This window comes from Azorhizobium sp. AG788 (assembly GCF_943371865.1).
Classification (GTDB): Bacteria; Pseudomonadota; Alphaproteobacteria; order Rhizobiales; family Xanthobacteraceae; genus Azorhizobium.
In genome coordinates this window covers 61,380-86,088 of sequence record NZ_CALRWL010000008.1, presented here as the reverse complement: position 1 = coordinate 86,088, position 24,709 = coordinate 61,380, and the positions used below count along the sequence as shown (strand labels likewise).

General features: G+C 65.5%; 24 protein-coding genes. 9 read left to right on the top strand and 15 right to left on the bottom strand.

Features of this window, described 5'->3' with window-relative positions:
- Positions 1-80 precede the first annotated feature (80 nt).
- Positions 81-1,064 carry a LacI family DNA-binding transcriptional regulator gene (locus AAG816_RS07285; protein WP_341988968.1) on the top strand — a complete coding sequence of 328 codons (984 nt, stop codon included), beginning with the start codon at positions 81-83 and terminating at the stop codon, positions 1,062-1,064.
- 39 nt (positions 1,065-1,103) lie between these two features.
- Positions 1,104-1,817 (top strand): aldolase, encoded by a 714-nt coding sequence (locus tag AAG816_RS07280; protein ID WP_341988912.1) that lies wholly within the window; start codon positions 1,104-1,106, stop codon positions 1,815-1,817.
- A gap of 83 nt (positions 1,818-1,900) precedes the next feature.
- On the opposite strand, the gene AAG816_RS07275 is transcribed toward AAG816_RS07280, so the two are convergent.
- From AAG816_RS07275 to AAG816_RS07225, 11 genes are all read right to left on the bottom strand, one after another.
- Positions 1,901-2,368: a MarR family transcriptional regulator gene (locus tag AAG816_RS07275; RefSeq protein ID WP_341988911.1), complete on the bottom strand. Its 468-nt coding sequence runs from the start codon at positions 2,366-2,368 to the stop codon at positions 1,901-1,903.
- Between the two features lie 41 nt (positions 2,369-2,409).
- Positions 2,410-3,114 (bottom strand): ABC transporter ATP-binding protein, encoded by a 705-nt coding sequence (locus tag AAG816_RS07270; protein WP_341988910.1) that lies wholly within the window; start codon positions 3,112-3,114, stop codon positions 2,410-2,412.
- The gene (locus AAG816_RS07265) at positions 3,111-3,884 is read right to left on the bottom strand and encodes an ABC transporter ATP-binding protein (RefSeq protein ID WP_341988909.1); all 774 of its coding nucleotides are present in this window, start codon (positions 3,882-3,884) and stop codon (positions 3,111-3,113) included. Before AAG816_RS07265 ends, AAG816_RS07270 begins: the two co-directional genes overlap by 4 nt.
- Positions 3,881-5,779 (bottom strand): ABC transporter permease, encoded by a 1,899-nt coding sequence (locus tag AAG816_RS07260; RefSeq protein ID WP_341988908.1) that lies wholly within the window; start codon positions 5,777-5,779, stop codon positions 3,881-3,883. Before AAG816_RS07260 ends, AAG816_RS07265 begins: the two co-directional genes overlap by 4 nt.
- Before the next feature lie 187 nt (positions 5,780-5,966).
- Entirely contained in the window at positions 5,967-7,163 is a 1,197-nt protein-coding gene (locus AAG816_RS07255) for an ABC transporter substrate-binding protein (RefSeq protein ID WP_341988907.1), read from the bottom strand.
- 62 nt (positions 7,164-7,225) lie between these two features.
- Positions 7,226-7,813, bottom strand: a complete 588-nt coding sequence (locus AAG816_RS07250; RefSeq protein WP_341988905.1) for an amino acid synthesis family protein — start codon at positions 7,811-7,813, stop codon at positions 7,226-7,228.
- 8 nt (positions 7,814-7,821) lie between these two features.
- On the bottom strand, positions 7,822-8,406 hold the full coding sequence (locus AAG816_RS07245; RefSeq protein ID WP_341988904.1) for an amino acid synthesis family protein: 585 nt from the start codon (positions 8,404-8,406) through the stop codon (positions 7,822-7,824).
- The gene (locus AAG816_RS07240; protein ID WP_341988903.1) at positions 8,399-9,361 is read right to left on the bottom strand and encodes a UPF0280 family protein; all 963 of its coding nucleotides are present in this window, start codon (positions 9,359-9,361) and stop codon (positions 8,399-8,401) included. Before AAG816_RS07240 ends, AAG816_RS07245 begins: the two co-directional genes overlap by 8 nt.
- 5 nt (positions 9,362-9,366) lie before the next feature.
- Positions 9,367-10,863: a 6-hydroxynicotinate reductase gene (locus tag AAG816_RS07235; RefSeq protein WP_341988902.1), complete on the bottom strand. Its 1,497-nt coding sequence runs from the start codon at positions 10,861-10,863 to the stop codon at positions 9,367-9,369.
- Positions 10,864-11,068: 205 nt separating this feature from the next.
- Positions 11,069-12,235: a CaiB/BaiF CoA-transferase family protein gene (locus AAG816_RS07230; RefSeq protein ID WP_341988901.1), complete on the bottom strand. Its 1,167-nt coding sequence runs from the start codon at positions 12,233-12,235 to the stop codon at positions 11,069-11,071.
- Between the two features lie 73 nt (positions 12,236-12,308).
- A complete protein-coding gene (locus AAG816_RS07225) occupies positions 12,309-12,575 on the bottom strand; it encodes a hypothetical protein (RefSeq protein WP_341988900.1) in 267 nt (88 codons plus the stop codon).
- On the opposite strand from AAG816_RS07225, the gene AAG816_RS07220 reads away from it, so the two are divergent.
- From AAG816_RS07220 to AAG816_RS07200, 5 genes are all read left to right on the top strand, one after another.
- A complete protein-coding gene (locus tag AAG816_RS07220) occupies positions 12,574-13,065 on the top strand; it encodes a (2Fe-2S)-binding protein (protein WP_341988899.1) in 492 nt (163 codons plus the stop codon). The two genes, AAG816_RS07225 and AAG816_RS07220, sit on opposite strands and share 2 nt — an antisense overlap.
- Positions 13,062-16,613, top strand: a complete 3,552-nt coding sequence (locus AAG816_RS07215; RefSeq protein WP_341988898.1) for a molybdopterin cofactor-binding domain-containing protein — start codon at positions 13,062-13,064, stop codon at positions 16,611-16,613. Before AAG816_RS07220 ends, AAG816_RS07215 begins: the two co-directional genes overlap by 4 nt.
- A gap of 169 nt (positions 16,614-16,782) precedes the next feature.
- Complete coding sequence (gene fdxA / locus AAG816_RS07210; protein WP_341988897.1) at positions 16,783-17,112, top strand: ferredoxin FdxA; 330 nt, start codon at positions 16,783-16,785, stop codon at positions 17,110-17,112.
- Positions 17,113-17,148: 36 nt separating this feature from the next.
- Positions 17,149-17,922 carry a ferredoxin--NADP reductase gene (locus AAG816_RS07205; protein ID WP_341988896.1) on the top strand — a complete coding sequence of 258 codons (774 nt, stop codon included), beginning with the start codon at positions 17,149-17,151 and terminating at the stop codon, positions 17,920-17,922.
- A 117-nt stretch (positions 17,923-18,039) separates the two neighbouring features.
- The gene (locus tag AAG816_RS07200; RefSeq protein ID WP_341988895.1) at positions 18,040-19,239 is read left to right on the top strand and encodes an amidohydrolase family protein; all 1,200 of its coding nucleotides are present in this window, start codon (positions 18,040-18,042) and stop codon (positions 19,237-19,239) included.
- 78 nt (positions 19,240-19,317) lie between these two features.
- Here AAG816_RS07200 and AAG816_RS07195 read toward each other — a convergent pair whose 3' ends face one another.
- The 4 genes from AAG816_RS07195 to AAG816_RS07180 form a co-directional block, all read right to left on the bottom strand.
- Positions 19,318-20,070 carry an amino acid ABC transporter ATP-binding protein gene (locus AAG816_RS07195; protein ID WP_341988967.1) on the bottom strand — a complete coding sequence of 251 codons (753 nt, stop codon included), beginning with the start codon at positions 20,068-20,070 and terminating at the stop codon, positions 19,318-19,320.
- 77 nt (positions 20,071-20,147) lie between these two features.
- Entirely contained in the window at positions 20,148-21,008 is an 861-nt protein-coding gene (locus tag AAG816_RS07190; RefSeq protein ID WP_341988894.1) for an amino acid ABC transporter permease, read from the bottom strand.
- A complete protein-coding gene (locus AAG816_RS07185; protein WP_341988893.1) occupies positions 21,005-21,763 on the bottom strand; it encodes an amino acid ABC transporter permease in 759 nt (252 codons plus the stop codon). The genes AAG816_RS07190 and AAG816_RS07185 overlap by 4 nt, the downstream gene beginning before the upstream one ends.
- A gap of 136 nt (positions 21,764-21,899) precedes the next feature.
- Positions 21,900-22,706 (bottom strand): transporter substrate-binding domain-containing protein, encoded by an 807-nt coding sequence (locus AAG816_RS07180; RefSeq protein ID WP_341988892.1) that lies wholly within the window; start codon positions 22,704-22,706, stop codon positions 21,900-21,902.
- 305 nt (positions 22,707-23,011) lie between these two features.
- Between AAG816_RS07180 and AAG816_RS07175 the strand changes: the two genes are divergently transcribed.
- Positions 23,012-23,764 carry a hypothetical protein gene (locus tag AAG816_RS07175; protein ID WP_341988891.1) on the top strand — a complete coding sequence of 251 codons (753 nt, stop codon included), beginning with the start codon at positions 23,012-23,014 and terminating at the stop codon, positions 23,762-23,764.
- A 60-nt stretch (positions 23,765-23,824) separates the two neighbouring features.
- A complete protein-coding gene (locus AAG816_RS07170) occupies positions 23,825-24,685 on the top strand; it encodes a DUF296 domain-containing protein (protein WP_341988890.1) in 861 nt (286 codons plus the stop codon).
- The last annotated feature ends 24 nt before the right edge of the window (positions 24,686-24,709 follow it).

Genomic DNA, 24,709 nt, shown 5'->3' with positions numbered 1-24,709 from the left:
ACGAATAAGAAGGTTCCGCGCCTCGGGGTTTCGGTCGCGCGGAGCGGGTGGAGGGTATTCTGGACCAGCGCGTTGCTCATATCTCCAACGCGACCCTTGCGGACGTGGCAGCGGCCGCGGGAGTCGGAGAAAGCACTGTTTCGCGGGTTCTGCGAAATCACGGGTCGTTTTCCGCCAAAACCCGCGAGCGCGTGCTCTCTGCCGCGGCGAGCCTCGGCTATGTACCCAACAAGATTGCCGGGACCCTGGCATCGGCCGGGTCTCGGCTGGTGGGCATTGTGATCCCCTCCCTCGCGAACATCGTGTTTCCCGACATGCTCCGGGGCGCCAACCGCATGCTTGAGGCGGAGGGCTACCAGTCGGTCATCGCTGTGAGCGAGTACGACATGGGGCGTGAGGAAGAGATGATCGCCTCCATGCTGGCCTGGCGCCCGGCCGCCCTGATGATCGCCGGCCTGGAGCATTCGCCAGCGGCGCGGGGCATGCTTACGGCCAGCAGCACGCGCATTCTGGAATTGATGGACCTTGATGGGCCATCCATCGATATTGCAATCGGCTATTCCAACATCGAGGTGGGCCGCGCCACCGCCCGCCACTTGCTGTCCCGCGGGTATCGGCGCATCGCCTATGTGGGCCACGACCTCAACGCGGATACGCGCGCCGGCAAGCGGGTCGCCGGCTTTGAAGCGGTGCTGCGCGAATCCGGACTGGCATTGGCGGATCGCGAGATGATCCCCACCGCGTCGTCGTTGGAGGTGGGCCAGATCGGCCTAGAACGGGTGCTGACCCGCAACCCGCAAGTGGATGCGGTTTATTTTTCCAATGATGACATGGCCTTCGGCGGCTATTTCTACTGTCTTGGCCGCGGCATCACGGTCCCGAGCGACTTGGCGATCTTCGGCTACAACGGGCTCGCCATCGGCCGTGTGCTGCCGCAACCCTTGTCCACTATCCGCACGCCGCGCGTGGAAATCGGTGCAATCGCAGCCCAGTTGGTGGCACAGAAGGCCCCCTCGCAACGGGTGGACCTTGGCTTCGAGTTGGTCCCCGGCGCCACCGCCTGACCTCAAAGCCTGCGTCGTAACACGGAAGAAGGCGCCCGCATGTCCCCGACCTCATCCTCCGAATCTGTCTCCCGAGAAGAGATCTGCCGCTTCGCCCGCTCCTTGTTCGAGCGCGGGCTGACGCCGGGGTCTTCAGGCAATATTTCGCTACGGCTTGATGACGGCGGCTGGCTGGTGACTCCCACCAACGCCTCCCTTGGCCACCTCGACCCCGCCCGGCTCTCCCGCCTGGACGCCAACGGCCGGCTTCTCTCCGGTGACGCGCCCACCAAAGAGATCCCTTTGCATTCCGCGCTCTATGAGACTCGCGGCACCGCGCGGGCGGTGGTGCATCTGCACTCGACCCATGCGGTTGCGCTCACCATGTTGCCCGAGATCGACCCCCGCGCCGCCCTGCCACCGATGACGCCCTATTACCTGATGCGCGCAGGGCAGACGGCGCTCCTGCCCTACTATCGGCCCGGAGATCCAGCCGTGGCAGATGCCATCCGGGGGCTGGCGGGGCGCTATTCCTCGGTGCTGCTGTCCAACCATGGGCCGGTGGTCGCTGGAGAGACGCTGGAAGCGGCGGTTTTCGCCACGGAAGAACTGGAAGAAACCGCCAAGATTTACCTGCTGCTGCGCGGCCTGAACCCGCGCTACCTCTCCCCCGCCCAGGTGGCTGATCTGGTGGTCACCTTCAAGCTGGAGCTTCCCGCACCGGACGCCCTGCCCACCGGCTCCCCCTGCCATGCGGGGCATGCCCACGACTGACGGCGTTGCGGCCGGTGTGTGGAATCTCTCTCCCGGTATGAGAGGCATCACCGTTCAGAACCGGCGCGCGCAGCTTCAAAGGCTCAGCGCAGACGCGACAGCAAGGCCAGGAGTTGGCTGCGCTCTGTCGCATCCAACGGCGCCAGTGTTTCCTCGGTGATCTCGAGGGCCACGGGTGCTGCGCGCACCGTCAATTCGGTACCTTGACCGGTCAGCGCAACCATGAGGCGCCGGCCGTCCTCCGGATCGGGCCGCGTCTCCACCAGACCGCGCTTCACAAGGCGATCCACCACACCCTTGATGGTGGCAGCGTCCATGGCGGTCAGCCGCCCCAGCAGGTTCTGGGAGCAAGGCCCCTTCTCCGCCAGCTTGGCCAGCGCTGCCCATTGGGTGGAGGTGAGGTCCTCGGCCATGCGCGCACCAAAGATGATGGTGTGCCTCTGCATCACCTGGCGCAGGAGGAAGCCCACCTGCGCATCAAGCACATAAGCGGGTGCGGCCTGCGTCTTGGTGCGGCGGCGTGATGCGCCGGCAGCTGGCGTGGTCGTCACCCTTGATTCCCCCTTAGCTTATCATCGGTAACCGGCGGCGATCACACCGCCAGATAGGCGTCGCGAATCTCGGGGTTGGCTTCAAGCTCGTCCATTGTGCCCGAGAAGCGGATTCGCCCCTTTTCGATGATATAGGCCCGATCGGAGATCAGCTTCGCGAAGTGCAGATTCTGCTCGGAGATGACGATGCTGAGGCCCTCGCGCTTCATGGTCAGGATGGCATCGGCCATCTGCTCCACGATCTTCGGGGCTAGCCCCTCGGAGGGCTCATCCAGAAGCACCAAGGACGGATTGCCCATCAAGGTTCGACCGATGGTCAGCATCTGCTGCTCCCCGCCGCTCATCTGGCCGCCGAGCCGGGTGCGCATTTCGCCTAGGTTCGGGAACAGCTCATAGAGCCGCTCCGGCGTCCAGGTGGCCACCCCGGCGCGGGGGGGCTGACGGCCAACGGAGAAGTTCTCCTCCACCGTCAGTTCCGTGAACACCCGACGATCCTCGGGCACATAGCCGAGGCCCCGGCGGACGATGTCATAGGTGGGCAGACGCGAGACGTCCTCACCCTCGAAGCGGATCTGGCCGGTGCGCTGGGACACCAGGCCCACCACGGAGCGAAACGTCGTGCTCTTGCCGGCGCCATTGCGGCCCAGCAGCGCCACAACCTCCCCAGCCCCGACATCGAAGCCGACGTCGAACAGGATATGGGCGGGGCCGTAGTGGCTGTTGAGGTTGGAGACTTCCAATTTCATGCGGCAGTCCCCTCGGCGTTATAGAGCAGGCCTTCGCCCAGATAGATGGCGCGCACATGGGGATCGCGCCGCACCTCTTCCGGGGTGCCGCGGGCGATCAACTCGCCGCGGTTCAGCACCATCACCGCGTCCGCATGCTCGAACACCACGTCCATGTCATGCTCGGTGAACAGCACGCCGATGGATTTGGCGCGCGCGATGTCGGCGGTGAGCCGCATCAGATCCACCCGTTCCTTCGGCGCCATGCCGGCGGTGGGCTCATCCATCAGCAGCAGCCGGGGTTCATTGGCGAGCGCGATGGCCAGTTCCAGCCGCTTGAGGTCGCCATAGGCCAACTCTCCGCACGGTCGCTGCGCTTGCGCCTCCATGCCCACCAGCGCCAGCAGCGCATCCGCTTCCGGCCGGTAGGCGGCACCGGCAAAGCCGATGACGGAGCGCAAGCGATTGTGGAACGAAAGCAGCGTGACCTGCACATTCTCGCGCACGGTCATGGAGGGGAACGTCGCGGTGATCTGAAACGTGCGCCCGACCCCGCGCCGCCACACCGTGCGCGGCGGCAGACCGACGATCTCCTGCCCCTCCAATTTGATCGAACCGGCATTGGGCCGGATCTGACCATTGAGCATGTTGAAACAGGTGCTCTTGCCGGCGCCATTGGGACCGATCAGCGCCAGGATGGTACCCGCGGTCAGGGAAAAGGAGACCCCGCGCACGGCGTGGACGCCGCCATAGGACTTGGCCAGCCCTTGAACTTCCAGCAGCGTTGTCATTCGGCCGCCTCCACCTTTGCGATGCCTTGGGCCGGGGTCAGGCCGGCTCCATCGGGACGTTTGGGTCGCAGGTGACGCAGGTCTTCCAGGAAGCCGACGATGCCTTTCGGGAAGGCCACCACCAGCAGCACGATGACCCCACCCAATATGAGCTTGGACAGTTCCGTCTTGCTCATCAGCCAGATGGCCAGAGCCTTGTAGACGATGGCGCCGATCACCGCGCCGGAAACGGTCTCGATGCCGCCCAGCAGCACCATCACCAACCCGTCCACCGAGGTGGGAATGGCGAGATTGTCCGGGAAGACGCTGCCCTTCAGGAAGGCGAACAGAGCCCCCGCGATGCCGGCAAACGTACCAGCCACCACAAAGGCCGCCCATTGGGTGCTCTTGCGGTCGATACCGATGGCTTCGCTGCGCAGGGCGCTGTCGCGCGCCGCCCGCAGGCCATAGCCGAACGGCGAGAACACAAGCATCCGCAGCAGGGCAACGCCGACCGTGACCACCCCAAGGGTCAGCCAGAAGAAACCGCGCGGGCTCGACGCCCAGCCCGAGGGCCAGATGCCCAGCATGCCATTGTCGCCGCCGGTCACCTCAACCCATTGGAACGCCACCGACCAGGCGATCTGCGCAAATGCCAGGGTCAGCATGGCGAAATAGACCCCCGAAAGGCGCACGCAGAACCAGCCGAATAGAACCGCACCGGCGAGCCCCAGCAACGGCCCCACCAACAAGGCAAGCTCCATTGGCGCACCCATGAGCTTGACCATGAATGCCGCACCGTAGGCCCCAAGCCCGAAATAGGCCGCGTGACCAAACGAGGCGAGGCCACCGACGGTCATCAGGAAATGCAGGCTGGCGGCGAACAGGACGAACACCAAAATTTCTGATCCTACGGCCAACGGATAGTTGCCCAGGAACAGCGGCAGACTTGCCGCCACGAGAACCGCGGCCCCCACCGCCAGCCGCTCTGCGGTGGTCAGGGGACGCCAGGGCCGGATGGACAGCCCGGCCGCCACCCGAGGCGTGCCCTCCGGTTTGCCGAACAGGCCCCAGGGCCGGGCGACCAGCACGACAGCCATTACCAGGAACACCAGGATGAGCGAGATCTTCGGCAGGATCAGGATGCCGAAGGCATTGAGCTCGGACACGATGATGGCGGCAAGAAAGGCGCCGGTGACGCTGCCAAGGCCGCCGATGACCACCACCACGAACACATCGACGATGATGCGCAGATCCATGGCGTGGCTCACCGCATCGCGCGGGATCTGCAGGGCGCCGCCGAGCGCCGCCAGGAACACGCCGAGGGCGAACACGCTCGTGAACAGCCACTTCTGGTTCACGCCCAGGGCCGCCACCATGTCGCGGTCCTGCGTCGCCGCGCGGACCAGCACTCCCCAGCGCGTGCGATGAAAGATCAGCCACAGGAAACCCAGAACGGCGGGACCAAGCACGATCAGCAGCAGATCATAAGAGGGCACCATCTGCCCCATGATGTCCACGGCGCCGCGGAAGCCCGGGGCGCGACGGCCCATCAGGTCTTCCGGGCCCCAGATCAGGACCACCAAATCCTCCACCATCAAGGTGACGCCGAACGTAGCGAGGAGCTGAAACAGTTCGGGCGCGCGGTAGATGCGGCGCAACAGGCCCATCTCAAGCAGTGCACCGAGGGCCGCAACGATGAGTGAGGCGATGACGATCCCGCCCCAGAATCCGATGGTGCCCGACAGGCGCTCGGTGAGCGTGTAGGCCACATAGGCGCCGAGCATATAGAAGGCGCCATGGGCGAAATTCACGATCCGCGTCACGCCGAAGATGATCGACAGCCCGGACGCCACCAGGAACAGCGACGCCGCGCTGGCGAGCCCCGTAAGGGCCTGGACGACGATAAAATCCACGGCTCGACCTTTCGTTGCAGGGCAGGAAGGAACGCGGCCTGAGGCGCCGTACCCCCTCCGCTGCCGCATTCGCGTCAGGTGTGGAGGGCACACGGGATCACTCGCCGCCCCGGAGGCGCGACGATGCGGCTGCGTGGTTTCCCCTCCCGCGTGCGGGAGGGGGTCGTGAAGCGAAACAGATCGACGCTCAGTTCTGCGGACGCAGCTTGCGCACTTCCTCGTCGCTGGGCAGATAGGCGGCGCCGTCGCGGTAGACGAAGTCCACCATCACGCCCTTGCCGTCCTTGACCGCGGTCTTGCCCACGAACGCGCCGAGGGTGGACTGGTGGTCAATGGCCCGGAAGGTGATCGGACCCAGCGGCGAGCCCAGCGAGATGCCTTCGGCGGCGGCAATCATCTTGTCGGTGTCCGTGGACCCGGCCTTGGTGATGATGGCGGCCGCGGCCTTCATGGTTTCATAGCCGACGATGGAGCCAAGGCGCGGATAGTCGTTGAACTTCGCCTGGTAGGCCTTCAGGAAGGCATCATGCTCGGGGGTCTTCAGCGAATACCAAGGGTATCCGGTCACGATCCAGCCTTCCGGAGTCTCTTCCTTGAGTGGGTCGAGATATTCCGGCTCGCCGGTGAGCAGGCTCACCACGGTGCGGTCCTTGAACAGACCACGGGTGTTGCCCTCGCGGACCAGCTTCACCAGATCCGGCCCGAAGGTGACATTGAAGATGGCATCCGGCTGCGTCGCCGCCACCGCCTGCACCACCGCACCGGCGTCGATCTTGCCCTGCGGCGGCCACTGCTCGGTGACCCACACGATATCCGGCCGCTTGGCGGACAGGAGTTGCTTGAACACGGCGACCGCCGACTGGCCATACTCATAGTTCGGGGCGATGGTCGCCCACTTCTTGGCCGGGAGCTTTGCCGCTTCCTCCGCCAGCATGGCCGCCTGCATGTAGTTGGAAGGCCGCAGGCGGAACGTGTACTTGTTGCCCTGCCCCCATGTCACCGCATCGGTGAGCGGCTCCGCCGCCAGGAACAGGATCTTCTTCTGCTTGGCATAGTCTGCCACGGCAAGGCCGATGTGCGAGAAGAAGGTGCCGGTGAGCATCACCACACCTTCGCTCGACACCAGTTCATTGGCGGCGGTCACGGCGTCGGCGGGCTTGCCACCGTCATCCTTGGACACCACCACGAACTTCTTGCCGAGCACACCACCGGCAGCATTGATTTCTTCCACCGCCAACTGCCAGCCCTTGCGATAGGGCTCAGTGAAGGCGGGCAGGCCCGAATAGGAATTGATCTCGCCGATCTTGATGTCCTGGGCTGCGGCACGGCCGAGCCCAGCCGCAAGGAATGCGGCTGCGAGAGCGAACTGGACTGACTTCTTCATGCGATCGTCCCCTCTGGTTTTCGACGTACCGCCACACGCAAAACGCCGGAACCGGCGCCAGCTTAACGCAACCCGTCTTCCCCTTTGACCTCTTCCGTCTTCAATCCGCCCACCCGCGGCAGCGGGCGGCCGGAATCGGTGACCGCAACCGCGACCACGATCTCATTGGCGCGGGGCGCATCGTTGATGCTGACCTGCATGCCGTCGAAATGACTGCGCACAAAGGCGGCATCCTTGTGCCCGAGCGGGATGTCCAGCTCGGCGCCCATGCCGCCGCGCCGCTTGGATGAGGGAATGAGCGCAGCGCCCTTGCCCAACACCTTGCGCACGGGCGTGCCCATCTTGGGGTGGAGCAGCGCCGCGGCATGCTCCAGTTCGCCATTCTCGCCCACCAGGGCCGCCTTGCCGTAGCTCTGCGCGCTCGGCCCCTCGATACCCAGCGCCGCCACGGCGCGGGCGGTGAGCAGGCCACCCAGTTCCTCACCCACGGCAATGAGGTCGGAGAGGTCTTCCACATAGCGGCCCGCGAACGGGTTCTCGATCACCGCCACCGCCGCCGCGCGGCGGGTGGGGGGAGAGACCTCGCGCCCCATCTCGCTGCGGGTTTCCTCGACGATGGTGACGATCTTGCGGATCTTCGCGTTGGTCATCTCGGCGCTCATCGCAGACCGTCCTCGCCCGTGATGGCGTCGGCGGCGAGGCCGCCGACCCGCGCATGCACCCGCGCGCCGACGGTCATGACCAGCACCAGCACGATTTCATCGGCCTTCGGCCCGTCGGGAACGCCGACTTCCATGGCGTCGAAATGGGAGCGGACATAGGAGGCGTTCACATGGGTGATTGGAACGTCCAGGCGCGTTCCGGGACCGCCCACCTTCTTGGTGGAGGGCACGATGGCCTTGGCGTCGCCGAGGATCTCGCGCATGGCGTAGCCGCCCGGCACATGCCACAGCGCCCCATGCTCCAGTTCGCCGGCGGCGCCGACGATGGCGCCCTTGCCGTAGCCATCGATGGCGGTCTTGTCGCCGCCCAATGCCGCCAGGAGGTCGCCCGCCATGGCAACACCGAGGGGGGTGAGGTCGTCCATGAAGCCGGCGATGTCTTCCACATAGCGGCCCGCGAAGGGGTTCTCGATCACTGCAATGATCGCGCCACGCTTGCGCGGCGTTGCGGCGACTGGGCCGCCTTCATGGAAGATCTCCTCGACGATGAGGAGACGCTTGCGGATCTTCACCTCAGGCATGTGGGCGCCCTTGTTCTGGTTGTGGCGTTGGAAACGGGATGGCGGCTTGGACGCCGGCACTAAAAGGGTCTTGGCCCAGATGGGCGAAGGCGGAACCGGTCCCCACGCTCTCGCCCTGAAGGTGCAAAGCGGCGCCGCAGATCAGGCCGCGGCGCATCAGATCTTCGGCACAGGCGAGGCCTGCCGCAAGGGCCTGGGCGGAGTCGTGCGGTGACAAATCCGGGACGTGCCGCGTCACCCGCCGGGCGCCGAGATCGCTATCGAGCTGGATATCGCAGGCAGGCGTGCGTTCCACGCCGTGATGGCCCGGCAGGTCGACCGCATTGGCGATCACCGTGGCGGCAGCGTCAGCCATGGCCGCGGTGGGCGCCAGGACGGTCACCGCATCGGCGATGCCCAACGAGAAGCTTCGGCCCCGCCAGCCGCTGGTGGCGACACCGCGCACAAGGCTGTCATGGGTGATTTCCGCCGTGCCGACGACACGCGGCCGATCCGGGCGATCCACCAGACCGACGGAGAAGCGGGCACCCGCCGGCAGATACAAGGCGATATCGCCACCATTGTTCACATAGGCCCGCGCGATACCGGGAATGGCCAGCGCGACGAGAACTTCCTCCGCAACGGCACCGGCAACGGCCGCCATGGGGGTGATGAATATCTCCCCGGCGAACGGGGCAACCGCATGCCACATGCGCCGCGCGACGATACCCTTTAGCGTGCATATGCCCGGCCTCACCGCCGCGCGCAGAACCGGAAGTTCCGCACACAGCGCGTCGAGAAGTCCAGTGAAGCGCTCGGTCGCCACCGCATAGGCCTGTGCCACGGCGTCCGGCGCCCCCACCGCCTCGATCACCAGGTCGATGGGACCGTCCTGCAAGTGCAGGCGACGGCCATCGGGCAACAGCGCGGCCTGGGGGGCACGACGGGCCAAAGAGAAGGGATGGGAGGCGGCCATCGGCATCAGCCGTGCGAGCGTTTGGCGCTGTTCGGCGCCAAGGGCCAGGGATTGTCGCCCCGCGGCGCCAATGAAAGCGTCGCCTCGCCATGGGGGATGGAGGAGACGGGGCGCACCTCGGTCATATGGCCACCCAGCGCCTCGTAATCCGATAGCTTCAGCGTAAATTCGATGGGCGCCACCAGGGCCGGGGTGGGCACATAGCCGAAGGCATTCTCCGGCAGGCGGGTCACATCCACCATGAAGGTGATGCCGCCGCCGGGATAGACATAAACCGGCGCACCGCCACTGGTGACATAGGTCAGGGCGTCCTTCACCGACTTGGTAAGACGCACCGGATTTTCGGTTACGCCGGAGCGCAGCGATCCGCCCGCCCCCGCCATGAACAGAACCGTGGACAACGCCGGTTCGCAATTCTCCTTCACCCGCTCCGTCGAGGCCAGCAAATCCGCCGGCAACGCCTTGGCCACCGGCTGAAGCGCCTCGTCCAGCTCGTAATAAGCCGAGTGCTCGCCCGTGGTGGAGATGAAGAACAGGCGCAGGCCGGGCCAGGCCACCTTGGGATCGAAGGGACCGATAATCGACAAGGGATCGGTGATATTCGTGCCGCCCCAGCCGGTGCCGGGCTCGGCCACCTGGAAATAGCGACCGGGCGTGGACCGCCGGCCCTTCATCTTGATGCCGGTTTCGGGAATATCCAGCAGCTTGCCGGCCTGATGCTCGGAGAGCACGCCGGTGATGTGGTCATCCACCACCACCACCTCGTCCGCCTTGCCCAGCCACTGCTTGGCAAACATACCGATGGTGGCGGAACCGCAGCCGACCCGCATGCGCTCTTCCTGAAAGCCGTTCACGATCGGGGCTTTTCCCGCCTGAACAATCACGGTGGATCCGCCATCAATGGCCAGTTCCACGGCCTTGCCGTTGCACAGCTCCAGCAGCGCCTCGCAGGTGACGCGGCCTTCCTTCTTGGCGCCGCCGGTCAGGTGATGCACGCCGCCCAGGGAGAGCATCTGCGAACCATATTCGCTGGTGGTCACGTGCCCCACCGCCTCGCCCGCGGCGCGCACCGTCGCCTGCTCGGGACCGAGGAAACGGTCGGTGTCGATCTTCACCTTCACGCCGCAATAACTGAAGATCCCCTCGGTCACCACGGTGACCATGTCCACGCCATCCACTTCCGCGGAGACGATGAACGGGGCGGGCTTGTAATCGGGATAGGTGGTGCCCGCGCCGATGGCGGTCACGAAGGTCTCGGGACTGGCCAGCAGCTTGCCGTCCCAGTCGCCCCCGCGATTGAAGGGGACAACGGAGGCGCCCTGCGCCAAAGCGCGGTCGAGCAGCACGTGCGGATCCACGCGCACCAGCTCGCCCGCATCATTGGCATAGCGGTCACACGCACCGGTCGCGCCCGGCTTGATGTAGCACATCACCGGGCAGGCATCGCAGCGGATCTTCTCGTCTGCGGCTGGCCGCGCGGCGGTGGTCGGGTCGTCAAGCATGTGGCTCACTGCTCCAGGGCCCGGCAGAACCGGGCCATCGGCAAAGCAAGCACCGGGCACGGGCCCGACGCGTCTGGAAAGGCGCAACGCCAGCGAAGCCGCTCGGCGCAGTTCATATGTGTACTAATGAAATATGCGCCGCCCGACCTGTCAAGCACAAGGATCAGGCACGCTGCACGAAGTGGCAGCGCGCCTGATGGGCAGCCTACCAGAGATCGCCGGCTTTGGACGCCGCCGTATGCGCCCCCAAGGCCGGAGAGGGCTGATCGGACACCATCGGCTGACCATCGATCGTGATGGGCGTGCGCACCCCGGGAATCGTGCCCCCGGCCGCATCGGGCGCAGGAACATCGATCCGCATCCGGCGGGCGATAACCTGCGGATCATCGAACACTTCATTGAGCCGGTTGATGGGACCGGCAGGCACGCCAGCGGCCTCCAGTTTCGCCAGCAGATCGGCCTTGGTGAAGGTGGCAACCAGATCGGTGAGCCGCTCCACCAACTCCTCTCGCAGGCGCACGCGCTCGCGATTGGTGGCGTAGGCCGGGTCTTCGCCGAGGGCTGCATCGCCGATCACGGCACAGAAGCGCCGAAACTGCGCATCATTGCCCACCGCCACGATCACATACCCATCCGACACCGCAAACACCTGGTACGGCACGATGTTGGGATGTGCATTACCCAGGCGGGTGGGGGCCGTGCCGCTGACCAGATAGTTCATGGCCTGATTGGCCAGCACGCCCACTTGGCAATCCAGCAGCGCCATATCCACAGTGGCGCCCTGCCCGGTGGCATCCCGGCGCCGCAGGGCCGCGAGAATGCCCACCGTGGCGTAGAGACCGGTGAAAATATCGGCAAAGGCGACGCCCACCTTCATGGGCTCGCCCTTCGGCTCGCCGGTCAGTTCCATGAGACCGCCCATGCCCTGCACGAGATAGTCGTAGCCCGCCCGCTCCGCATAAGGCCCGGTCTGGCCGAAGCCGGTCACCGAGCAATAGATCAGCCTCGGATGCGCCGCCCGCAGGGTTTCGGCATCGAGGCCATACTTCTTCAGGCCGCCGACCTTGAAATTCTCCACCAGCACATCGGCTTTGGCGGCCAGACGCAGCACGTCCGCCTGGCCCTCCGGCGTACGGAAATCCACAACGACCGACTTCTTGCCGCGATTGGCCGCGTGGAAATAGGCCGCGGACAGATCACCGCCGTCGGCGGCTTCCACGAAGGGCGGTCCCCAGGTGCGGGTATCGTCTCCATCCGGACTCTCGACCTTGATGACATCGGCGCCCAGATCGGCGAGCACCTGCCCGATCCAGGGCCCGGCCAGGATGCGGGCGAGTTCGAGGACCTTCAGGCCTTCCAGCGGTCGCGTCATTGCCTCCTCCCTCACGTCCAAAGGCTGCGACATGGTGCCGAGGCGGCACCGGACGACATCGAGAAATGGAGGATCAGCGCCATGGAAACATGTCTTCCGAAAAAGGATCTGCCGCCGTGCGTGTGCCGCGCCAGCGACCGGTTGTCGAGGGAATTGCCGCGTCGCGGGCCACAGCCCGCTTGACGACATTCATTAGTATAGAAACAATCTGGTCAAACAAATCGCGCTGCCAGCCAACAGAGGGGCGGACATGATCGCGAACCTGAAAGCCGCGGCGTGGGGTTTGCCGCGCGGCGTCCGGTCGCGCATTGCGTGTCCGGCGTTGGACGGCTGCTGACATGGCCGAGCTCGTGGCGCTGACGGTCAATGGAACCGAACATGCGTTCGCGCTGCCGCGCGAGACGCCGCTCATCTATGTCCTGCGCAATGACCTGGCGCTCAACGGCCCGAAATATGGATGCGGTCTCGGAGAATGCGGGGCCTGCACGGTGCTGATGGACGGCGTGGCGGCGCGCTCATGCGTCATCACCCTGGCCACCGCCGAAGGGCGCGCGGTGACCACGCTCGAAGGCCTCGGAACGTTGGAGGCACTGCATCCGGTGCAGGCGGCCTTCATCACCGAACAGGCGGCGCAATGCGGCTATTGCTTGAACGGTATGATCCTGACAGCCACAGCGTTTCTGACCCAACATCCGCGCCCCAGCGAGGCCGAGGTGCGCAACGCCTTGCGTTATAATTTGTGTCGCTGTGGGACCCATGTGGAGATCCTGCGCGCAGTTATGCGTGCCGCGGCGGCTATCGCACCACCTCCGGTGGAATCGGCGCCATGAGCGAACCTAATCCCGCAACCGTGGACCTCCTTGCCCGTTCGGGCACCCTGGCGGTGCTGCGCCCATCGCAGCATGTGCATGGCCTCGTTCCCACCACGCCGCCGCCGGAGGGGGCGCTCGACCTGTTCCTGCTGGTGGACGACGCGGGGACGGTGACCGCCTTCAACGGCCATGTGGATCTGGGCACCGGCATCCGCACCGCTCTCGCCCAGATCGTGGCCGAGGAACTGGACGTGCCGCTGGATCGGGTGGTGATGGTGCTGGGCCATACGGGCGGCACGCCAAATCAGGGCGCCACCATCGCCAGCGACAGCATCCAGGTCTCGGCCGTGCCGCTCCGACGCGCGGCGGCCCAGGCGCGCCACCATCTGGTGGCGTTGGCTGCCGAGGCTCTGGGCCTGCCACCCACAGAGCTCACCGTCACCGACGGCGTTGTGCATCCACGCAGCGGCAGCAATGCCGGCATGGCGTATGGGGATCTTCTCGCCGAACGCCGGGATCGCCTGATGCTGGCGGACAGCGTCGCGCTGAAGCCGGTGGGCGAGTATCGGCTTGTGGGCCAGCGCATGGCGCGGGTGGACATTCCGGCTAAGGCCACGGGCAATTTCGTCTATGTCCATGACGTCCGCCTGCCCGACATGCTGCATGGCCGCGTGGTGCGCCCGCCCTATGCCGGTGTGGATGCCGGTGACTTCGTCGGCAAGAGCCTGATCCGCGTCGATGAAGCCTCCGTCGCCGGCATTCCCGGCGTGGTGGCCGTGGTCCATATGGGCGACTTCGTCGGCGTGGTGGCCGAGCGCGAGGAACAGGCGGCGGAAGCCGCACGGCGGCTGGTGGTCGAGTGGAAGCCAACGCCGCCTTTGCCGGATCTCACCGACGTCGAAGGGGCGCTGCGGGCCAATCCCAGCACGCCCCGGCTCTTGCAGGACAAAGGCGATGTGGACGCGGCTCTTGCCGCCGCCGCCATCCCCATGGACCGCACTTATGTGTGGCCCTACCAGATGCACGCCTCCATCGGCCCCTCCTGCGCCGTCGCCGATGTGCGCTCGGACTGCGCGACGGTGTGGTCCGGCACGCAGAACCCCTATCCTTTGCGCGCCGACATCTCGCTGCTGCTTGGCCTGCCCGAAGAGGCCATCGACATCGTCCGCTTCGAGGCCGCCGGCTGCTATGGACGCAATTGCGCCGATGATGTTGCTGCCGATGCCGCTCTGCTATCGCGGGCGGTGGGCCGCCCGGTGCGGGTGCAACTGACCCGCGAGCAGGAGCACGCCTGGGAGCCGAAGGGCGCAGCCCAGCTGATGGATGTGCGCGGTGGCCTCAACGCCGACGGCACCGTTGCTGCCTATGATTTTTCCACCCGCTATCCGTCCAATGCCGCCACCACCTTGGCCCTGCTGCTGACCGGGCGGGTGCCGGCGTCCGGACCGGTGTTCCAGATGGGCGACCGCACGGCGATCGCCCCCTATGCCTATGACAATATGCGCGCCGTGGTGCACGACATGGCGCCCATCGTGCGGGCTGCCTGGCTGCGTGGCGTCTCGGCCCTGCCCAATTCCTTCGCGCATGAGAGCTATGTGGATGAGCTGGCCACCGCCGCTGGCGTCGATCCGGTGGATTTCCGCCTGCGCCATCTGCATGATTCCCGCGCGGTCGATCTGGTAAAGGCGGTGGCCGAGCGGGCCGGCTGGGAGAACCGGACTGGCCCCCGCGAGCAGGTGGTTGAGGGCGACGTGGTCCGCGGCCAGGGCTTTGCCTATGCACTCTATGTGCATTCGAAATTCCCAGGCTATGGCGCTGCCTGGTCCGCCTGGGTCGCGGAGGTGGAGGTCAACAAGACCAGCGGCGACGTCAATGTCACGCGGGTCGTGGTGGGCCAGGACAGCGGCTTGATGATCAATCCCGCCGGGATCGAGCATCAGATCCACGGCAATGTCATCCAGTCCACCAGCCGGGCGCTGAAGGAACAGGTGACTTTCTCCGACACCGCCGTGACCAGCCGGGAATGGGGCGCCTATCCCATCCTCACGTTCCCGGAAGTGCCGGTCATCAATGTGGTGCTGATGCCGCGCCCGGAGGAGCCGCCCCTGGGGAGCGGCGAATCCGCGTCGGTGCCGAGCGCCGCAGCCATCGCCAACGCCATTTTCGATGCCACCGGGGTCCGCTTCCGCGAACCGCCCTTTACCCCGGATCGGGTGCGTGCGGCACTCTCCGGCGAGGTTCCGCCCCCGCCTCCGGCCCCTGAAAAGAAGAAACGCTCCTGGTTCGGCATAGCCGGCGCCGCATTGGCCGGCGCCTTGAGCATGGCCGCGATCGCCTTGCCCATCCGCGGCGCCATCGCCCCCATTGCCCCGCCGGACCCGACCACGTTCTCGGCCGAGATGATCGCCCGCGGCCGGCAATTGGCCGCGCTTGGGGATTGCGCGGTCTGCCACACGCTGCCGGGCGGAGCGGTGAATGCGGGCGGACGGCCCATGGAGACACCGTTCGGCACCGTCTACGCCACCAACCTGACACCGGATCTGGAGACCGGCATCGGCGGATGGTCCTACTCCGCGTTCGAGCGGGCCATGCGAGAGGGCATTTCCCGCGACGGCCTGCACCTCTATCCGGCCTTCCCCTACACATCCTTTACCAAGACCAGCGATACGGACCTTCAGGCCCTGTACGCGTTCCTCATGTCTCAGGCGCCGGTCTCGGCTCCCACACCCGCCAGCCGGATGACCTTCCCGTTCAACATCCGCCCGCTGATGGCCGGCTGGAACGCGCTGTTCCTGCGCCCCGGCCAGATGCAGGCCGATTTGGCCCGCTCCCCGCAATGGAATCGCGGCGCCTATCTGGTGGAGGGGCTCGGCCACTGCGGCGGCTGCCATACGCCCCGCAACGCGCTAGGCGCGGAGAAGACCGGCGCGGCGCATTTGGCCGGCGGTTTTGCGGACGGCTGGGAAGCCCCCGCCCTGACCGCTCTGTCGTCGGCGCCGATCCCCTGGAGCGAGGACGAACTGTTTTCCTATCTGCGCACGGGCTTCTCGCGATTCCATGGCACAGCGGCGGGGCCCATGGCGCCGGTGGTGCAGGAACTGGCGCATTTGCCAGACGCCGACGTCCGCGCCATGGCGGTCTATCTCGCCTCTTTCGCCGGCGTGGCAGCTGCCGATGCGCAGGCGCAGGCCGCCGCATTGGAGGCGAAGGCCACGGCAAGCCTGCGGCCCCTCGATAGCGTGGGCGGACGGCTCTATGAGGGCGCCTGCGCCGCTTGCCATGCCGCCGAGGGGCCGACATTGTTCGGGGTGCGGCCGTCATTGGCACTCAACACCAATGTGCATGCGGCCCGGCCAGACAATCTCATCCGGGTGATCCTGGAGGGCATTCCCTCCCCCGCCGCCCGCGACCTCGGCGACATGCCCGCCTTCCGCGACAGCCTGGATGACGGCCAGGTGGCGGCATTGGTGCGTTATATCCGCGCCAAGTTCGCGCCGGACGCCCCGCCCTGGGACGGCCTGGAGGGAACGGTCGCCCAGCTTCGCGCAACGCCGACAGCCCATTAGGTCGCCCAGATCAGGGGATTGCCCGAATTCTCCGCAGCCCTGCGCAAAATGTCCGCACTTCGCGCCGGTGACGGGAATTGACAGGGGACGTCGGCGTTTCTATTTTTCATTTGTGTACAAACAAACTGCGATCCTGAGATCGCGGCATGGGAACCCGAGGACCGGAGCCATGACCTACGTCGTCACCGAGCAATGCATCCGCTGCAAATACATGGACTGCGTGTCCGTGTGCCCGGTGGACTGCTTCTATGCCGGCGAGACCATGCTGGTGATCCATCCGGACGAATGCATCGATTGCGGCGTGTGCGAGCCCGAGTGCCCCGCGGACGCCATCCGCCCCGACACCGATCCGAGCGTGCAGGACTGGCTGGCTCTGAACGCCGCCTATGCCGCGCAATGGCCGAACATTACCGAGAAGGGCGAACCGCCCGCCGATGCCGACGACTGGAAGGGCAAGCCGGGCAAACGCGACCTGCTGACCGATACGCCCGCCGCCTGATCCCCGATCCATAACGCCTCACATGAGCCTTCTCCCATGAGCAATCTTCTGGAATCCCGCGTGCTCAGCGTCCATCACTGGACCGACCGCCTGTTCTCCTTCACCGCGACCCGCGATCCGGGTTTCCGGTTCCGCAACGGCGAATTCACCATGATCGGCATCAAGGTGAACGAGAAGCCGCTGCTGCGCGCCTATTCGGTGGTAAGCCCGAACTATGAGGAGACCCTCGAATTCTTCTCCATCAAGGTGCCCGACGGCCCCCTCACCTCGCGCTTGCAGCACCTGCAGGTGGGCGATCCCATCATCGTCGGCCGCAAGTCCACCGGCACCCTGGTGCTCGACAATCTGAAGAACGGGCGCAACCTCTATCTGGTGGGTACAGGCACCGGCCTTGCGCCGTTCCTGTCCATCATCCGCGATCCAGAGACCTATGAGCGGTTCGAGAAGGTGCTGCTGATCCACGGCTGCCGCGAAGTGGCGGAACTGGCCTATGGCGAACTCATCACCGAGCAGCTGCCCAACCACGAATTCCTCGGCGAGGATGTACGCGCCAAGCTGATCTATTATCCCACCGTCACCCGCGAGCCGTTCCGCAACCGCGGCCGGGTCACCGACCTGATCGAGACCGGAAAGCTTTTCTCCGACATCGGCCTGCCGGTGCTGGATGCCGCCACCGACCGGGTGATGCTGTGCGGCTCGCCGCAGATGATGACCGATCTGCGCGCCATGCTGGAGACCCGCGGCTTCGAGGAAGGCAACCATGGCGAGGCCGGCGACTTCGTCCTCGAAAAGGCCTTCGCCGAACGTTGATAATTTTTCGGCCCGCGCGGTTCTCAAGGGCATCGCGCGGGCCTAGTCTTCATATGTTTACAAACAAAGTGCCGGGATCGCCCGCGCGTCTCCGGCCGCACAAAGCGGAGACCTTCCATGTCCCATGACGCCCCCGGCGCCCCGAGCGGACCCACCAAGCTCGTCATCCGCAACATCGGCCTGCTACTCAGCGGCGACCTTGAGAAGCCGATCCTCGATGCCGATACCATCGTCGCCAAAAATGGTCGCATCACCGCCATCGGCCGGCTGAAGGACGTGGACACCGAGGGCGCCACCACTTTGGTGGATGCGGGCGGCGCCGCCGTCACCCCGGGCCTGATCGACAGCCATGTGCATCCGGTGGCCGGCGACTGGACGCCGCGCCAGAGCCAGCTCAACTGGATCGACAGTTTCCTCCATGGCGGCGTCACCACCATGATCTCCGCCGGCGAGGTGCATTATCCCGGTCGGCCGCGCGATGTGGTCGGCCTGAAGGCCCTGGCCATCACCGCCCAGCGCAGCTTCACCAATTTCCGCCCCGGCGGCGTGAAGATCCATGCGGGCGCGCCGGTGATCGAGCCGGACATGGTGGAGGACGACTTCAAGGAACTGGCCGCCGCCGGCGTGAAGCTCCTGGGCGAAGTTGGCCTCGGCGGCGTCAAGGACGGCCCCACCGCCCGCCGCATGGTCGGCTGGGCGCGCAAGTATGGCATCCAGTCCACCATCCACACCGGCGGCCCGTCCATTCCAGGCTCCGGCCTGATTGACAAGGACGTCGTGCTGGAAGCGGACACCGACGTGGTGGGCCATATCAACGGCGGCCACACAGCGCTGCCGGACAGCCAGATCCGCTGCATCTGCGAGGGCTGCAAGCGCGGCCTGGAGCTGGTGCACAATGGCAATGAGCGCGCCGCGCTCTACACCTTGCGCATTGCCCGCGAGATGGGCGATCTCAACCGCGTCATCCTCGGCACCGATGCGCCCGCCGGCTCGGGCGTGCAGCCGCTGGGCATCCTGCGCATGGTGTCGCTGCTGTCCTCGCTGGGCGATCTGCCGGCGGAACAAGCCTTCTGCCTTGCCACCGGCAATACCGCGCGCATGCGGGCGCTGGATTGCGGCATCATCGAAGTGGGGCGCTCGGCGGATTTCGTCATCATGGACACCGCCCAGCATTCCGCCGGCAAGAATTTGCTGGAGAGCATCCAGCTGGGCGACCTGCCCGGCATCGGCATGACCATCATCGACGGCATTGTGCGCACCGAGCGTTCGCGCAATACCCCGCCGGCGACCAAGGTGCCCTTCATCGTCAAGGCGTGAATGCTAGCGTTCCGAAACGAAAAACGCGCCCACCGAGGCGCGTTTTTTTTATTCTGATCGGTTTTGCCTTAGGGCGGCTCAGAGCACCTGCCCGAGGAACGCCTTGGTGCGCTCATCCTTGGGATTGGCGAAGAATTCCGCTGGCGGGCCATGCTCGACGATCAAGCCGGCGTCGGTAAAATAGATGTGGTCCGCCAGTTCGCGGGCAAAGCCCATTTCATGCGTGACCAGGATGCAGGTCATGCCCTCCTCCGCCAGATCGCGGATGGTGACGAGAACCTCCTTCACCGTTTCCGGATCGAGGGCGGCAGTCACTTCGTCGAACAGCATCACATCCGGGCGCATGGCCAGCGAGCGGGCGATGGCGACGCGCTGCTGCTGGCCGCCGGACAATTGGCCGGGATAGGCGTCCTCCTTGCCCTGGAGGCGGACCTTGGCCAGCAGAGCCCGCGCGCGGGCTTCCACCTCTTTGCGGTTCTGCTTCAGGACGTGGATCGGCGCCATCATCACATTCTGCAGCGCCGTGCGATGGGGAAACAGATTGTATTGCTGGAACACCATGCCGACCTTGCGGCGCAGGGCCAGCTTGTCCAGATCCGGGTCGTTCACTTCCTGACCCTCGACCCGGATGGTGCCGCTGTCGATGGGCACCAGCGCATTGATGCAGCGGATCAAGGTGGACTTGCCCGAGCCCGACGGCCCGATGATGCAGATCACCTCGCCCTTGCGCACGTCCAGCGACACGCCGCGCAGAACCGGGATGGTGCCATAGGATTTGTGCACGTCCACAAGGCGCACGAGCGGCTGGTCGGGTGTCCAGCCATGGTCAATTTCAGTCGAGGGGGCGGGGGCAGCCAAGGCGCATCTCCAGCGCAAAGAACGGAATGGGCGGGTCTATTGATGCGGATTTACTGATGCAGGTGGAAGCGCCGCTCCAGATAGAGGGTAAAGCGCTCGATGGGATAGCAGTAGACGAAGAAGCACAGCATGGCGAAGCCGTAGAGCGGCGCCAGCAGATCGGGGCGGCCGCCCTCGGCCGCATGCACCTGCGCGGTCAGCGTCAGCATCTCGGTGACCCCGACGATGGACGCCTGGACGGTGGCCATGGTCACCAGTGAGTAGAGGTTCATCCAGGGCGGGAGCATGCGCTTCACGCACTGCGGCAGGATGATCAGCCACAGGGTCTTCCTGCGGGAAAAGGCCAGCGATTCCGCCGCCTCCCACTGCCCGCTGGGCAGCGAGCCCACCGCGCCGCGCACGATCTCGGACACATTGGCCATCACCGGCAAGGCGAAGCCGATCACCGCCTTCACCCAGTCCGGCAGCGGATAGGTAGTGCCGAAAATAGTGAACTGGAACGGGATCATGAACATGGCGAAGAACAGCAGCACCAGCCACGGCGCATTGCGGAAGAACTGTGTGGTGCCCCAGGCCGTGCGGCGCAGCGGGCGGTTCAGGCTGATGGCCAGCAGGCCCAATCCGAGGCCGGCGATGGTGCCCAGACTCATGGAGAGCACGGAAATGGCGATATTGAACATGAAGCCGCTCATCAGCAGCGGAAACCACTTCCAGATCACGCCAAGCGCCGACAATTGGTCCGCGCCGCTCTGGGCATGGGCCGCGCCGCCCACCAGCAGAGCGAGACCTATGAAGCCGACAGCGTGAATGAACTGGAGACGCAGCGGCGCAAACCGGCGCGGTTGGCTGGCCCGGAACGGCAACAGGACCGGAAGCACGGAGGCCGGTGCGGGCGAGGTGTCGGAGGTCATCGCGCCGCCCCCTGTCCATATCCGGGGATGCTCAGCATCCGTTCCCAACGATGCATAAGGAAGACAAGGATTCCGACCAGGCCGGTATAGACGATCAGCAGCACGGTCATCATCACCGGAACATTCTGGGAGTCGGTCCAGATCTGCTTGGAGACGTACAGGGTCTCCGGCACCGCGATGGCATAGGCCAAAGTGGTGGTCTTCAGCAGATTGACCAGATTGTTGTTGAGGGCCGGGAGGCAGATCCGCAGCGCCAAGGGCAGCAGGACGTGGCGATAGACCCCGAGACGGGTGTAGCCGAGGGCTTCCGCCGCTTCGGTGGTAGTGCGCGGCACCGCCTCGATCCCCGAGCGGAAGATCTCCACATTGAAGGCACCGGCGAACAGCGACAGCGAGATGATCGCCCACTGCACGTTGGTGACCAGCGGCACCATCATTCCATCGGCGTTTTCGATCCGCGGCAGCATGTGCCCGAGACCGAAATAGAAGAAGAAGATCTGCACCAGCGGCGGCGTGTTCCGGAACAGCACCACAAAGCCGTTCACCAGCGCCCGCACCACGCGCAGAGGCGAGCCCTGCGCCCAGGCGCCCACGGCGCCGATCACCACGGACAGGACAATGGACACCACCGAGAGAAACACCGTCATGCCCAGGCCCGACAGGAAGCGCTGCCGGTCATAGGTGTCATAGACGATGGTCAGGTTGATGCCGGTGGTTTCGTAAAGGGTGCGGAACCAGTCCGCGACGAGATCCATGGGGTCAGGCCGGTCGATCAGGAGGGGCTGGAATGGTCACGCGCGGCCTGCGGCACCAGGGGCGGCGGGCATGCGCGGCAGACGCGGCGAGGGCGGGAATGACGCGCGCCGCATGAAGCGGCGCGCGTCAGGCAGCTCAGCTGCCCTTAGCCTTGGCGTGCATGCGCTGGGAATAGTCCGTGGGGGTGATCCCCCACTTCTTTTCCTCATTGACGATGAAGCCGGTCTTCATCCAGTCCATGGTGGTGTCGGTCATGAACTTGGCAAACTTGTCCTCGCCGGGGGCGACCGCCAGGATCCAGGGGGCTTCCATCACGCCCGGCAGCGGCATGGCGAAGTCGGTGGACCATTCGGTGTCGAGCAGTTTGCCCTGCACGAAGGTCTGGTCATAGAGATAGCCGATGCATTCGCCGCCCTTGAGCGCGAACAGGGGCTTCTCGGAACCGTCAAACGCCTTGACTTCGGCACCGTACTTGGTGGCGACATCCTTGTTGTACCAGGCGCCCGAGGTGCCGCAGAGCACCTTGCCCTTCAGGTCTTCCCAAGAGGCAACACCCTTGACCTTCTTGGACATCAGGATGTTGACCGCGTCGGAATAGTATGGCGGGTCGATCGCCAGGACGACTTTCCGGCGCTCCGGCTTGTCGGACATGGTGGCGATCATCAGATCGATCTTGCCCTGCTGCAGGAACTCGATGCGATTGGCCGAGATCACCGGCACCAGTTCCACCTTCACGCCAAGGCGCTTGGCCACGTCAGCAGCCAGATCCGGCTCAATGCCGACGATGGCGCCCGAGGGATCACGGAAGCCGAACGGCTTGTAGTCGGCCTTGACGCCGACCGTGAGGACGCCCTTTTCCTTGATCTTGTCGAGCACGTCCGCAGACGCCGCGACGGTGCCGGCAAGCAGCACCAGGCCAGCGGCAATCAGAAGCTTCTTCATCCATATCCCCATTGTTTAATCCCGACGACGGGGTCGCGGGACTGGCTATGGCCTGGCGCGCGGGGACGATAGCCACGCGCACTCCGGCGCCGACAAAGCAAGAACTACGCCATGGACGGATATCGCAGCAATGCGGCTCCGCCAACGCCTCTCCTATCGGCACATCGGGAAACATGACACACCCGCCGCACGCATGCACAAGAAAGATGCATGCTATGCGTCTCGGGACAGGGCGTGGATCGGTGCTTGGATCAAGCCCCTGCCCGGTTAGAATACCGTTGGTGAAACAGGCATGGGGGCACGCCGTGACCGACCAGTTGGCGAAGACGATTCTGTTTTGGCTGGGGCTTGTGTTTGCCCCCCTCGTGCTGGCGGGGATGGAGCTGTTTCACCCGGCAAATTTCACTCGCGATCCGGGCATGTTCGCCTATCTGTGCACGTCGCAACCCTATGCGCCCGCGTTCCAGGCGCTGGGCTATTTCGGACCGCGCTGGTGGGTGGCGCTGCACATGATCCAGCTTCCGCTCCTCGGTTTGGTCTCCGTGGGTCTCTGGGGCCTGATGGATGGCATCGAGGGCGGGGTGGCGGGCTCCCTGGCCTGGTTGTCCCGGACGTTCACCTTCCTGTTCATGATCTTCTACACGGCACTTGATTCCATCGGCGGCATCGGGCTGGGCCGGTCGATTCTGAATGTCGAGGCCATGCAGGCGGCGGGAACCCTGACCCCGGAACAGGCCGCCGGGGCGATCAAGCTGCTGAACACGGATTGGGTGGATCCCATCACCGGAGGCGTCGGTTCGTTCATCAGCCTGGGCGGCTCTTGGGCGATCTTTGCGGCGGCGCTCACGGCGGCGCTGGCACTTGCACTCACGGCTCGTGCGCCGTGGCCGGCATTGCTCCTGCTGGTCGGTTTCGGCTGGGAAATCCAGGTCAGCCACGCCAGCCCGCATGGCCCGATTGGCTTTACCCTCCTGGTCGTCGCTTCCTTGTGGATCTGGCGCAGCCGCCAGCGGGTCGGATCTCGCCATCCGGTGGACATCGTGCCCGCTGCGACTTAGAGCACGTCGGCCAGCCTCACCGTCACGTCGTGCGGGGGCTGGCGATGGAGCAAGTGGCGCATGCGACAGTTGAAGCAACCGGGGCCCGTTGCCTTAGAGCGCATCGAGAGTGTCGCCGCGCCCCTGGAGACGCTGGATTTCATCCTGAAGCCCGGCCTCAGCCTCAATGCAGCCATTGCCGGGCCACTGATGGACGCGGGGTTCACAGCCGCGGCCGTGTCCTTCACCGACGGCGCGCTGGCGCCGTTCGAATATGTCATGCCGGCGCCCTCGCCGGATCCCGATCATGCGGCATGGTACAGCGCCAAGTATGCGCCTGTGGGCGAGACGCTCATCACCGCCGCCAACGTCACGTACGGCACGCGCGACGGAGGCCCCTTCATCCATTGCCATGCCATCTGGCATTCCGCGGATGGCGCTCTCGCGGGAGGGCATATCCTGCCGCTTGAGAGTGTCGTATCCCGCCCCACCCAGGCACGCGCCTGGGGCACACGGGGCGCGACGATCGTCGCGCGTCCCGATCCGGAAACCAACTTCACGCTCTTCACCCCGGAACCGACACCGGTCCCCGAAGGCGGGCAGCGCACCTTGCTCCTGGCGCGGCTGCGACCCAACATCGACGTATGCGCCGCCCTGGAAGAGGTCTGCCGCCGGCACAATGTTCGGCACGCGCTGGTGCGTGGGAGCCTCGGCAGTCTGGTGGGAGCAGAGTTCGACGATGCGGCCTTCCTTCCTGACACTGCAACGGAATTTCTGGTGCGAGAGGGCGTCGTAACCACCGGCCCTTCCGGTGAACTGGAGGCCCGGCTGCGCATTGCGATTGTCGGCATGAGCGGCGACCTGCGCGAAGGCTGGCTTACCCGTGGCCAGAATGGCGTCTGCATCACCTGTGAGTTCGCGCTGGAGGCCATTTCGGCATAACCAGCGGTCGGCTTCCTCCTTGGC